The following is a 12,233-nucleotide window of genomic DNA, read 5'->3' on the forward strand; positions in this document are numbered from 1 at the left end:
AAATTACGTAAAATGAATGATAAATTAATAATTTAAAATAAATTCAATAAGAGTAATGAAATATGATGATATTTTTTGAAAAAATAAAAATAAGTACCGACATATACCTTAAAATTATTTTTTACATGATTTCTGAGAATGCATGGAGAGTGTATTATGTTACTTTGCTATAAATGACAATAGTATATGTTACTATATCTGTTTTTGAAATAAATAGAGGTATAATATAAATAAAACATTATATAGTAAAAAAGTATTAGAAACACGAATCGTAATGGCGCGAGAACGATTGCAGCGCACGACAGGGAAACATAAAATCCCTGCGACAGGAAAATAGAACGGGTGTTACCAAAGGGGAACTCTATGGTATAATACAAAGTGAGTATACTAAGGAGTGGTAACGATGAATACTGACAGTAACAGCAAGGCAGCTTGCTATTTTTCCCTGAATGATCGATCGACAGAGCGGGTGTCCCTGATTCATCGTGAATATACAGAAGAAGTACAGGCTCATTTTCAGGGCCTGTTTCCAGCACGACAGTGCGTAATTATACAGGATGAATCTGATTGTCCCTTACCGATTGATCTGGCAGTGATGTATCCTACAGAGGAAGAGCCCTTTTACTTGGTCTACACGCTGGGTATGAGCGCGGCGCCTATGAAGTATCCTGCCGGTCCGGAAATGCCCGAAGGACGGGAATCTTACAGTGAGCTGTGCATTATTTTGCCGGCCGACTGGTCTTTAGCTGCCCATGGACAGATAGATGTGTCAGCCCAGCACAACTGGCCGTTGGCCATGCTGCGTTCGCTGGCAAAGTTTCCGCATGTACACCAATTGTGGATGTCCTACGGCTTTGTTCTGCCCAATTCGGAAAACGGGGAAACCTTTGCACCGGATACGGAACTGAGCGGTGTCCTGATCGTGCAGTTTGAAGGGGAACTAGGCGAGCTGCATATGACCGATGGTGCGGTCGTGCAGATACTAATGCCTGTTTTATTGTATAAAGATGAATTGGATTTGTATGATGAAATCGGCCCGGATACGCTCTTGGACCATATTTTGGATTGTACAGATGGCTCCTTTATGCTTAACGTAAAACGGCCCGATACGGCAAAATTGACAGGATTTTAATCTATGAGAGGAGTGGATCCCTGTGGTCTCCAGCGATGGCATTATTGTGCCCAAGACACCTGCTGAAGCATACAGCGCCTATAAAACAGTAAATTCAGCTGTTTTAGTGGCAGGCTCTCAATCACTAAAGCGTCAGCAGGCACACTATACATTGGCAATTGATTTGAAACAGACCGGCTTGAATTATATAGAAGACAGAGGCGATGAGATCGCCATTGGCGCCATGACGACCATGGCCGAGTTAGAAGCGTCACCCTTATTGCGTACCCTGGCAGGAGGTGTGATTCCGGCGAGCCTGAAAGAGTGGAGTGACAAGGAATTAAAACGCCAGGCTACCTTAGGCGGCCTGTTGGCGTCTAAACCGCATTTTTCCGTGTTGATTCCCCTTTTGCTCTCGCTGACCGTCGACGTCGTCTTGCAGGATAAGGGGCGCATGGGTCTCAACGATTATTTATATTGTCCGCCTATGGGGGAAATGATTACCGAAGTCGTCATTGCCCGGGAATTTATCTATACGGCCTATACGGCCTGCCGCACGCAGCCGGGCCAGATTCCTTATTTAGTAGGCGCCGTATCCCTGCAGGAGGACCGCTGGAAAATCGTCGTCGGCGGCCGTCCGGGCCTGGCGATGCTTGCTGAAAATGCCAGTGCCGAGCTGACCGATAAAGGCCTGGCAGCCCGGGAAAATGTGGCCCATATGGTCAGCGAAGAACTGGAATTTGGCAACTATGGTACGTGCTCCGAAAACGAGCGCCGCCAGCTGACCATCGATATGGTGCGGAGCCTGATTAAAAAGGCCTGGAAGGGCTATAGCCGGCAGAACAGCCAAGGGACAAAGAAATAATCGTATAACGGCAAGCGTGAATTCAGAAAGGAAACAGCAAGCGTGAAACTAAAATTATTGACCGGTGTACTGGCTATTTTCTTTCTGGCCTGTGCAGCCTGGTTCTTTTCGACCCGTCAAGATACCACGGCCCCTTCAGGCAATGCCGAAGCGCGGACTGTCGTCCAGGTCAAGGAAGCCGCTGTGGCCTGGCTGGGTGATGATTTTTCTTTGCCCGATAAGGCGAATGAACGGCCTGTTTATGATGCGTACACATTGGAGCAGCGCCGGCATAAAGGGCTGCCTATAACATACGCCGGTACGCGTCCTTATTGGTATGGCGATCATGTGGCATACCTTACCTTTGATGACGGACCTAGCGATAAAAACACAGAGGCTATTCTAAAGATCCTGCAGGATGAGCATATTCATGCAACGTTTTTTCTGACAGGGAAAAATGTAGAGCGCTACCCGGAAGTGGTCAAGGCCATTTATGCATCGGGCAATGCCATTGGCATTCATTCGTACAGCCATGTATACGATAGGATTTATGCTTCGCCGGCAGCTTATATGAAGGAAGTAGACCAAACGGCAAACCTCATTTATCAGGTTATCCACGCCCGTCCTATCATCAGCCGGGCTCCGGGCGGTACGGCCGGCCATTTTACACGCTCCTTTTGGGATGCCTTGCGGGCTCAGGGGTATATTGAAGTAGGCTGGAATGCACTGACCGGTGATGCCGACGGGACCGGGAAAACGGCGGCAAAGTCCGTTGAAAATCTCAAAAAACAGCTGCAACAGCGGCCGTACTTGCAAAGCCATTTAGTCATTCTCATGCATGATGGTGCCGGCCATGAAGCGACGGTAAAGGCGTTACCGCAAATTATCAAATTGTTGAAAGAAAAAGGCTATACCTTCCGCGTGGTCACGACGGCGATTCCACCATGCTGGTAAGGAGCGTAAGAACACACCGAAATCTGTTCAGGTGCACGGCCATGCTGGAAAACCTGAAGGATTTTGGTGTGTTTTTTTATTTTTCCTTGACAAAGGGCGGGTAAAAACTTATAATGAATAAAAATTCAATAAATTATTATTAAAAAACAGCTACTTCTTTTTTACTGCGAGGTGTACCCATGAAAACAAAGGTCTTTATTGATGGACATTCAGGAACTACAGGATTACGGATTTATGAACGGCTGGCTGAGCGACAGGATATAGAAGTTCTGCAGATTTCTGAAGCCTTGCGTAAGGAGCCGTCAGAAGTAAAGAAATACATGGCTGCTGCTGACATTGCCTTTCTCTGCCTGCCCGATCAGGCGGCGATCGAAGCTGTCAGCCTGGCAGCGGAAACCAAGGTGCGCATCATTGATACGTCCACGGCCCATCGGACCGCACCGGACTGGGTCTATGGTTTTCCCGAATTATCTCAGATACAGGCACAGCGCATCGCCAAAAGTGACCGTGTAGGCAACCCCGGCTGCCACGCCAGCGGCGTCATTGCCGGTGTCCAACCACTGACGTCTGCCGGCATCTTGCCGCCAGACTATCCCCTGGTCTGTTTTTCCCTCACGGGCTACAGTGGTGGCGGTAAGAAGATGATCAGCCAGTATGAAACAGCTAAAACAGACGACCTCCTGGCACCGCGGCAATACGGACTGGGGCAGACCCACAAGCACTTAAAGGAAATCGTCGCCATTTGCGGCTTGAGCCAAAAGCCTGTTTTCTCTCCCATTGTAGACGATTACTATTGCGGGATGGAAGTGACAGTACCGCTTTTTACGGCGCTCCTCAAGGGGAAGCCGACTTTACAAACGGTGTGGGAGACACTGGCTGCCCACTATGAAGGCTGCGCGTTCGTCCACGTCCGGCCCTTGGGAGAAGATAAGGGCGGTTTCCTGGCTGCCAACGATATGAGCGGCCGTGACGACTTGGAAATTTTTGTTACCGGCAACGATGAACGCGTACTCGTTACGTCGGTCTTTGATAACCTGGGAAAAGGCGCTTCCGGCGCAGCTATCCAGAACATGAATTTGATGCTGGGCCTCGATCCGAAGACAGGCCTGAACGTTGGCGAATAAAGGAGAAAGCTATGGCAAATGTTTCATTTACCGATCACGATATACAGGCAGTAAGCAATGCGCAAAAAGCACGGATCCTGCGGGATGCCCTGCCGTACATTAAGGAATATAACGGCAAAGTCGTCGTCGTCAAATACGGCGGTAATGCCATGATTAATGAAGACCTGAAAAAAGCCGTCCTGGCAGACATTGTCCTGCTCAACCTGATTGGTGTAAAAGTGGTTTTCGTCCACGGCGGCGGACCGCACATTAAGGAAGTCTTAGCAGAAATCGGCGTGGAATCCAAATTCATCAATGGCCTGCGCGTAACCGATGAAAAGACGATGAAGGTAGTACAGATGGTGTTGGCCGGCCAGGTAAACAAGGACCTGGTCAATCTCTTAGGCGATTTGGGCGGCAAGGCCATTGGCCTTTGCGGTATTGACGGCCAGATGATACAGGTGGAACAGCAGGATAAGGAATTGGGCCTCGTAGGCAAAATTACCAAAATCGATACGGCCCTTATCGAAGACAGCCTGGCCAATGGCTATATTCCCGTCATTTCCTCGGTTGGCACTGATGGCCACGGCCAGTCCTACAATATCAATGCTGATACGGCGGCAGCAGAAATTGCCGGGGCGCTCCAGGCAGAATGTATGATTTCCATGACCAATATTGACGGTGTTCTGCGCGATCCGGCGGATCCGTCGACGCTGTTCCATTGCCTGACCATGGCCCAGGTGGAGAGCCTGACGGAAGAAGGTATTATTGCCGGCGGCATGATTCCTAAGGTAAGCTGCTGTACCGATGCCATCAAAGCAGGTGTTAAGCGCGTTTTCATTATTAACGGCACAGTGCCGCATGCTATTTTGATTGAAATGCTGACCGAAGAAGGGTTAGGTACTATGTTTGTAGAAGCCTGAAATGAAGGCTGCAGGGAAAGGGGCATGTACGATGCATAACGAATTTGAACAAATGGATAAAGAATATATTGTCAATGTCTATAACCGGCTGGATGCCGTGCTCGATCATGGCAAGGGCTCTGTATTGTACGATGTAGATGGCAAAGAATATATCGACCTCAGTGCCGGTATTGCCGTCAACATCTTCGGCGTCTGTGACGATGTCTGGCAGCAGGCCGTCATTGCCCAGCTGGGCAAGCTGAACCACATTTCGAATGTCTTTTATACGGAACCACAGATTATCCTGGCGAAGAAGCTGTGCGAAAAGACAGGCATGAAAAAGGTCTTTTTCTCCAATTCCGGTGCGGAAGCTAACGAATGCGCCATCAAGACGGCCCGCAAATATTCCCACGATAAATACGGCGACGGCCGCTATACCATCATCACCCTGAAAAACAGCTTCCACGGCCGTACCATTGCGACCCTTACGGCCTGCGGCCAGGACTCGCTCCACCAGGACTTTGGTCCCTTTGTAGACGGCTTCGTCTATGCCGATGCCGATAATTTCGACTCTGTAAAAAAACTGGCCGAAGAAAATAACGTCTGCGCTATCATGATGGAACTGGTACAAGGCGAAGGCGGCGTTCACCCCTTGGATCCTGCTTTTGTCCACGCCGTCGCAGACTATGCCAAAGCCCACGATATCCTCGTCGTCATCGACGAAGTACAGACGGGCAATGGCCGGACCGGTGCCCTCTATGCCTATATGAAATACGGCATCGAACCGGATATCGTCACGACGGCTAAGGCCATTGGCGGCGGTCTGCCCTTTGCTGTAACTATGTTTGCCGATTCGTGCCAGCATACGCTGACGGACCATACGCATGGCTCGACCTTTGGCGGTAACCCTATCTGCGCTGCCGGGGCCATTTCCATCGTCGACCGTCTCGATGACCAGCTCATGGCAGAGGTTACCAAGAAGGGCGAATACATCAAAAAGGAACTGGAAAGCTGCCAGAACGTCGAATGGGTATCGGGCCTGGGCCTCATGCTGGGTGTAAAACTGAAGAAGGACCTGGCCGAAGTCGTCAACGGCTGCGTCGACGCCGGCGTGCTCGTCCTCACGGCCAATGGCCTCCTGCGGCTTCTGCCGCCCCTCAATATCCCTATGGATGTCCTGCAAAAGGGCATTGAAAAGGTGAAGGCTGTCATCGATAAGTAAAGAAGGGAAGGACTTTCCTGCCTGTGCGGGAAAGCCCTTTTTGTTGCAACTACAGGAACTTTGGTTCCTGCGTTAAACGATTGTGTTGAAAAAATGAAAGAAATTCCTTGACAAGCCGTACGTGCGGGGTATACAATGTCCACAACGAAAAGGTAAGTAATATGTTGCAAAGGGTGAATTGTCATGAAAACGTCTATGCTGCGTCAGACAATTGAATACGTCTTTACATACTTTGGCTGGAGCTATCTGTATTATGGCGCCGGCTATTTTTGCTACGACAAATTCAATAGAACAGACAGGAGCATGAGGGACAATCTACCATTTCTTTTGCAGGCCGCCTAGAGGTAAAAACGGGCAGAAAGCAAAATGGCATATGGACAAATCTGGGAGCAGACTCATGTGAGTCTGCTTTTTTTATTATCAGAAAGCGAGGGGCTTTACTATGATTATCGTTTTAAAACCAGGTGCAACAAAGGAACAATCCGATGCGTTAATAAAGGTAATACGGGCCCGAGGCCTGCAGATCGACGTCAGTAAAGGGGCCAGCAAGACCGTCTTAGGCCTCGTAGGCAATACGAGTGTCCTCGATATGGAACAGCTCCAGGGCTATGAATGTGTCGACCAGGTCATTCGCGTCGATGTACCGTATAAGCGGGCCAGCCGGGCTTTTCATCCGCAGGATTCGGTCATTTCTGTCGGTAAGGGCGTCAGCGTAGGCGGGAAAAAGCTGGCTGTCATTGCCGGACCGTGTTCCATCGAAACGCCGGAACAAATCGAAGGTGTAGCCAAGTCCGTCGCTGCTGCCGGTGCCGCTATGCTGCGAGGCGGGGCCTTCAAACCGCGGACCTCGCCGTATTCCTTCCAAGGACTGAAGGATAAAGGCCTCGACATGCTGTGTGCCGCCGGTAAAAAGGCAAATCTTCCCGTCGTAACGGAAATCATGTCGGCTGATAAGTTGCCGCTCTTCCTGAGTGATGACGTAGATGTCATTCAAATCGGCGCCCGCAACATGCAAAACTTTGATCTCCTCAAAGCCGTAGGCAAGACGAATAAGACGGTCCTCTTAAAACGGGGCCTGAGCGCTACCATCGAAGAATGGCTCATGTCGGCAGAATACATCATGGCCGAAGGCAATCACAACGTCATCCTTTGCGAACGGGGCATCCGGACCTTTGAAACGTACACGCGCAATACCTTGGATTTAAGCGCTGTCCTGGCCGTCAAGCGGCAGAGCCATTTGCCCATTATCGTCGACCCCAGTCACGCTACGGGGAAACGCTGGATGGTAGCTGATCTGGCCCGGGCGGCTGTAGCCGCCGGCGCAGACGGCTTGATGATTGAAGTACACAATGATCCGGACAACGCCTGGTGTGACGGCGCCCAGTCGATTACACCGGCCATGTTCGCAGAGCTCATGGATTCGCTGCGGCAGCTGGCACCGATTGTCGGACGGGAAATATAAGGAAAACAGGGGGAACTGATGGAAATGACAGACGGTGGCTTTGGTACGAATCAGACAGTAGCAATTATAGGCTTAGGCCTAATCGGCGGCTCCTATGCCAAAGGCTTACATAACCTGGGCGTGCGTCATATTATAGCCGTAGATCTGGATACGGCGGCCTTAGAACAGGCAAAACGGGACGGCGTCATAGAGGCGGCCTACACGTGCGGCAACGAAGCGCTCCGGCAGGCAGATCTGGTGATCTTCTGTATGGCCTCCCAGATAATGATCCGCTTTTTGGCCGATAACCGGCACTACTTTAAGCGCGGTGCCTTATTGACCGATGTGGCCGGCATTAAGGGCCATACGGCAGAAACGATTGCCGCCTTGCTGCCTGCAGGTGTCGCCTTCGTGCCGGGCCATCCTATGGCCGGCCGGGAAGGACAAGGCTATGGCATGGCCAGCGCCGATATTTTCCGGAATGCCAATTATATACTCGTACCGATGCCACAAAACGGAGCTGAGCAAACCGACGCTGTTGCGGCCATGGCCAAAGCCCTTGGCTGTGCTCATGTAGTCCGCGTGACGCCGGAAGAACACGACCGGCTCATTGCCTATACGAGCTCCCTGCCGCACGTGCTGGCTACGTCCCTCGTAAATAGCGAGGCCATGACCAGCATGACTAAATATTTCATTGCCGGCAGCTTTCGCGATGGCTCACGCGTAGCTGATATCAATGCCCCCTTATGGACCAACCTGTTTTTGGCCAACAAAGAAAATCTTTTATATGAAATAGACCGCTTTAGCACGGCCCTGCAACAGTTTGCCACACTATTACAAGAAGAAGACCGCACCGGCATATGTGACTTTTTGCAACAGGCCGCTGTACGGAGAAGGGAACTGATCCATGAAACACATACACGTTGAGTTAGGAAAAGATTCATATGACATCCACGTCGGTAACGGCCTCTTAGACCGGGCTGGCGACTATATCCGTAGTCTTACCCATACCCGTAATATTGCCGTTATCAGCGACTCCCACGTAGATGGTCTTTACGGCCAGCGCCTGGAAGACTCCCTGGCGGCTGCCAACTTTACAGTACACCGCATTGTCTTTCCGGCCGGCGAAAAGAATAAATCCGCCGCCTCTTTATTGGACTTATATCGTCAATTGTCAGAAGCGGGCATTACCCGTATGGATTACGTCGTCGCCTTCGGCGGTGGCGTAACCGGTGACCTCGGCGGTTTTGCTGCGGCTACCTTCTTGCGGGGCCTGCCCTTTGTACAGATTCCGACGAGTATCCTTGCCCAGGTGGACAGCAGTGTCGGCGGCAAGGTAGGCATTGACCTGCCGAGCGGCAAAAACCAGGCCGGCAGCTTTTGCCAGCCCCAGGGCGTACTGATTGACCCGCAGCTCTTGCGGACATTGCCGCCGCGCTACGTACACGATGGCTTGGGCGAAGTGATCAAGTATGGCTGCATTACAGACTTGCAATTATTTGAACTGCTTGAAGCCGTAGATGAAGAATCGATCTTTTCTCACTGGGAGGAAATCATCGAACGTTGCTGTTCCTGCAAGGCCCGCCTCGTTGAACGGGACGTCCTCGATTTGGGAGAACGCATGGTGCTGAACTTTGGTCATACCATTGGCCACGCTATCGAACGGTATTACGACTACGGTGTGTATACCCACGGAGAAGCTGTCGCTGCAGGCATGTCCATGCTCACGGGGATGACTGAAGAAATGGGCCTGACTCAGGCCGGGACGACGGCGCGCTTACGCCACCTGCTGCAGCGGTACGGCCTGCCACAGGACGTCGATGCCACAGCGGCAGAACTGCTGCCGTTCATCAGCAATGATAAAAAGATGCGGGGCCAGCACATGACTCTCGTCATCCTGAAGGAAATCGGCAAGGCCCGGTTGTTGCCGCTCGATGCGTCGGAGCTGCCAAAATTCATACGAAAGAAGGGGGCAAAATGAATATACGTATTACACCGCAGTTTTTGCGGGGAACGGTTGTTACGCCTTCCTCTAAAAGTATCGGTCACCGCGACCTGATTTGCGCAGCCCTGGCGTCAGGGGAGAGCGTCGTAGATAATATCTCTGTATCCCAGGATATTGAAGCTACGTGCCGCATCTTACGGTCCTTTGGTGCAGCTATTGAAGAAGTTCCTTCAGAATACCCGCACCGCAGTGCGTATCGCGTTCGCGGCGGCCTTAAAAAGCAGGCACTCCCCTTTGCCGCTGATGCAGGCGAATCAGGGTCGACCTTGCGCTTTCTCATACCGGCAGCCCTCTTGAGCGGCAATACGGTGACCTTCACAGGTCATGGACGGCTCGTAGCACGGCCTCTCGATCCCTATTACCGGCTCTTTGACGAACGGGGCATTGCCTATGAAACGACTCAGGGACAACTGCCGCTGACCGTAAAAGGACAATTAGAGCCTGGTAATTATGCGCTGCCCGGTGACGTGAGCTCCCAGTTTTTCACGGGCCTGCTCATGACGTTGCCTCTCCTTTCCGGTGATTCCCTCGTAAAGAGTACGACGCCCCTTGAATCGGCGAGCTACGTCGATATGACCATTGACTGCCTGCGGCAGCATGGTGTGGAAATCGAGAAGGAATGGAATGGCTCTTACCATATTCCAGGCGGACAGGCGTACCGCAGCGGCCACTATGTCGTCGAAGGGGATTACTCCCAGGCCGCCTTTTGGCTGGCTGCAGGAACTCTGGGTAAGGCTGTCTGCTGCACAGGCCTGCGGCCTGACTCGGTGCAGGGGGATAAAGTAATCGTTTCCTTCATCCGGCAAATGGGCGGGCAAGTGGAAGGGAAAACAGAATTAACGGCCTGCCCGTCTGACCTGGAAGGCTGTGTACTCGATGTAGAAGATTGTCCCGATCTGGTTCCTATTCTGGCCGTGCTCGCTACCTGTGGCCACGGCGTGACCCGCATCATCCGTGCCGGCCGTGTGCGCCTGAAGGAATGCGACCGGCTCCACGCCATTGCAACGGAGCTCAACGCCCTTGGGGCAGATATAGAAGAAGAACCGGAAGGCCTGCTCATTCACGGCGTCGGCAGCCTGCACGGCGGCCGCGTCAGCTCCTGGAACGATCATCGTATTGCCATGGCCCTGGCCATTGCGTCGCTCCGCTGCAGTGACCCTGTCGTCATTGAAGGCGCTGAATGTGTACGCAAATCGTATCCGGAATTTTGGCAGGATTTTGCCTCTTTAGGCGGTGCGTGTCACGAGGAGGAATGACCGATGAATACCTTTGGAGAAACGATTACCTTAACTATCTTTGGGGAATCCCACGGGGCCTCAATCGGCGCTGTCCTGGACGGCCTGCCGCCGGGAGCAGCCCTTGACTGGGACGCCGTACGGGCAGAGATGGCCCGGCGGGCACCGGGAAAAAATGATATGTCGACAGCCCGCGTAGAAAAGGACGCCTTTGAAATTCAAAGCGGTTTTTTCCAGGGCCACACGACAGGAACCCCGTTATGTGCGATCATCCGCAACGGCGATCAGCGCTCGAAGGATTATGATCAGCTGCGCCATGTCATGCGGCCGGGCCATGCCGATTATTCCGGTAAAATACGCTATCATGGCTTTAACGATTACCGGGGTGGCGGTCACTTTTCCGGCCGGCTTACAGCCCCGCTGGTTTTTGCCGGTGCCGTAGCGTCACAAATCTTGCAGGGCTTTGGCATCACCGTTGGCGCTCATATTCGCCGCCTGTCTGATGTGGAAGACAGGCCCTTCCGGGAAACGGGAGAACCGGCGGCAACCCTTGCGGCCTTAAAGCAGCAGACCCTGCCGGTCCTCAACGCCGGCACGGCAGCCATGATGGAAAGCCGTATTCTGAAGGCCAAGGAAGAGCTGAACTCCCTGGGCGGCATTATTGAATGCATGGCCCTGGGCCTGCCGGCAGGACTGGGAGATCCCTTTTTCGATTCCGTAGAAAGCCAGTTGAGCCATATGCTCTTTTCTATTCCGGCTGTAAAAGGGGTAGAATTTGGCAGCGGCTTTAGCCTGGCCGGCTGGAAAGGATCAGAGGCCAACGATGCCTTTTATTATGACGACGACAGTTCCGTCAAGACCAGGACCAACCATAATGGCGGCATCAACGGCGGCATAACGAACGGCATGCCTGTCGTCTTCCGCCTGGTCGTTAAACCGACAGCCTCCATCAGCCTGCCTCAGGAAACGATCGATACGGATACAGAGGAAAATTGTGAGCTCTCGATTACAGGCCGCCACGATCCGTGCATTGTCCAGCGGGCTGTACCGGTCGTAGAAGCGGCTACAGCCTGGACCTTGCTCGATATCCTGCTCAGCGCTAAGGGGAGGCAGGCCTTATGATACATGCACCGGAAGAACCCATGCGTATTGCCTGCTTTGGCCAGGCCGGCTCGTATACGTATGAAGCCATGCAAGACTATTTTAAAGGCCAGGCCATTACACCGGTCTATGCTTCTCATTTTGAAGATGTCATTGAAGCAGTCATGACGCGGGAGGTACGTTACGGTGTCGTGCCTTGCACTGGTCAACAAAACTTGGACACTAAAATCTAAAAAATTAGAATCAGAAATATAATTTGACGCAAAGTTGAACAGTACTTTTTAATAAGTTGGACACTGCCTGAGGTAAGACTTT

At 51.9% G+C, this 12,233-nt stretch carries 12 protein-coding genes; all 12 read left to right on the forward strand.

What is annotated here, in order from left to right; all coding sequences use genetic code 11:
* The first annotated feature begins 403 nt into the window (after window positions 1-403).
* The 12 genes from H8J70_RS05220 to H8J70_RS05275 all read left to right on the forward strand — a co-directional run bounded on the left by H8J70_RS05220 (window position 404) and on the right by H8J70_RS05275 (window position 12,151).
* A complete protein-coding gene (locus H8J70_RS05220; protein ID WP_186502802.1) occupies window positions 404-1,132 on the forward strand; it encodes a suppressor of fused domain protein in 729 nt (242 codons plus the stop codon).
* Window positions 1,133-1,154: 22 nt separating this feature from the next.
* A complete protein-coding gene (locus H8J70_RS05225; protein ID WP_186502803.1) occupies window positions 1,155-1,976 on the forward strand; it encodes an FAD binding domain-containing protein in 822 nt (273 codons plus the stop codon).
* A gap of 42 nt (window positions 1,977-2,018) precedes the next feature.
* Entirely contained in the window at window positions 2,019-2,909 is an 891-nt protein-coding gene (locus H8J70_RS05230; RefSeq protein WP_186502804.1) for a polysaccharide deacetylase family protein, read from the forward strand.
* A 179-nt stretch (window positions 2,910-3,088) separates the two neighbouring features.
* Window positions 3,089-4,033 carry an N-acetyl-gamma-glutamyl-phosphate reductase gene (gene argC / locus H8J70_RS05235; RefSeq protein WP_186502805.1) on the forward strand — a complete coding sequence of 315 codons (945 nt, stop codon included), beginning with the start codon at window positions 3,089-3,091 and terminating at the stop codon, window positions 4,031-4,033.
* Between the two features lie 41 nt (window positions 4,034-4,074).
* Window positions 4,075-4,935, forward strand: coding sequence for an acetylglutamate kinase (gene argB / locus H8J70_RS05240; protein WP_186502816.1), 861 nt, complete (start codon window positions 4,075-4,077; stop codon window positions 4,933-4,935).
* A 31-nt stretch (window positions 4,936-4,966) separates the two neighbouring features.
* Window positions 4,967-6,136, forward strand: a complete 1,170-nt coding sequence (locus H8J70_RS05245; RefSeq protein WP_186502806.1) for an acetylornithine transaminase — start codon at window positions 4,967-4,969, stop codon at window positions 6,134-6,136.
* Window positions 6,137-6,578: 442 nt separating this feature from the next.
* Window positions 6,579-7,598: a 3-deoxy-7-phosphoheptulonate synthase gene (aroF, locus tag H8J70_RS05250; protein WP_186502807.1), complete on the forward strand. Its 1,020-nt coding sequence runs from the start codon at window positions 6,579-6,581 to the stop codon at window positions 7,596-7,598.
* Between the two features lie 18 nt (window positions 7,599-7,616).
* Window positions 7,617-8,504 carry a prephenate dehydrogenase gene (locus H8J70_RS05255; RefSeq protein ID WP_186502808.1) on the forward strand — a complete coding sequence of 296 codons (888 nt, stop codon included), beginning with the start codon at window positions 7,617-7,619 and terminating at the stop codon, window positions 8,502-8,504.
* A complete protein-coding gene (aroB, locus tag H8J70_RS05260; RefSeq protein ID WP_186502809.1) occupies window positions 8,485-9,558 on the forward strand; it encodes a 3-dehydroquinate synthase in 1,074 nt (357 codons plus the stop codon). Before H8J70_RS05255 ends, aroB begins: the two co-directional genes overlap by 20 nt.
* Window positions 9,555-10,838, forward strand: a complete 1,284-nt coding sequence (aroA, locus tag H8J70_RS05265) for a 3-phosphoshikimate 1-carboxyvinyltransferase (protein WP_186502810.1) — start codon at window positions 9,555-9,557, stop codon at window positions 10,836-10,838. The genes aroB and aroA overlap by 4 nt, the downstream gene beginning before the upstream one ends.
* A gap of 3 nt (window positions 10,839-10,841) precedes the next feature.
* Window positions 10,842-11,939 carry a chorismate synthase gene (gene aroC, locus H8J70_RS05270; protein ID WP_186502811.1) on the forward strand — a complete coding sequence of 366 codons (1,098 nt, stop codon included), beginning with the start codon at window positions 10,842-10,844 and terminating at the stop codon, window positions 11,937-11,939.
* Window positions 11,936-12,151 carry a prephenate dehydratase domain-containing protein gene (locus tag H8J70_RS05275; RefSeq protein WP_186502812.1) on the forward strand — a complete coding sequence of 72 codons (216 nt, stop codon included), beginning with the start codon at window positions 11,936-11,938 and terminating at the stop codon, window positions 12,149-12,151. Before aroC ends, H8J70_RS05275 begins: the two co-directional genes overlap by 4 nt.
* Window positions 12,152-12,233 lie beyond the last annotated feature (82 nt).

It is taken from the genome of Megasphaera hominis, assembly GCF_014269395.1.
GTDB lineage: Bacteria > Bacillota > Negativicutes > Veillonellales > Megasphaeraceae > Megasphaera > Megasphaera hominis.

Excerpts from the sequence above, each read along its gene's own strand:
- H8J70_RS05220 (WP_186502802.1), top strand. The coding sequence starts at position 404 with ATGAATACTGACAGTAACAGCAAGGCAGCTTGCTATTTTTCCCTGAAT.
- argC (WP_186502805.1), top strand. The coding sequence starts at position 3,089 with ATGAAAACAAAGGTCTTTATTGATGGACATTCAGGAACTACAGGATTA.
- H8J70_RS05245 (WP_186502806.1), top strand. The coding sequence starts at position 4,967 with ATGCATAACGAATTTGAACAAATGGATAAAGAATATATTGTCAATGTC.
- aroF (WP_186502807.1), top strand. The coding sequence starts at position 6,579 with ATGATTATCGTTTTAAAACCAGGTGCAACAAAGGAACAATCCGATGCG.
- H8J70_RS05255 (WP_186502808.1), top strand. The coding sequence starts at position 7,617 with ATGGAAATGACAGACGGTGGCTTTGGTACGAATCAGACAGTAGCAATT.
- aroB (WP_186502809.1), top strand. The coding sequence starts at position 8,485 with ATGAAACACATACACGTTGAGTTAGGAAAAGATTCATATGACATCCAC.
- aroA (WP_186502810.1), top strand. The coding sequence starts at position 9,555 with ATGAATATACGTATTACACCGCAGTTTTTGCGGGGAACGGTTGTTACG.
- aroC (WP_186502811.1), top strand. The coding sequence starts at position 10,842 with ATGAATACCTTTGGAGAAACGATTACCTTAACTATCTTTGGGGAATCC.
- H8J70_RS05275 (WP_186502812.1), top strand. The coding sequence starts at position 11,936 with ATGATACATGCACCGGAAGAACCCATGCGTATTGCCTGCTTTGGCCAG.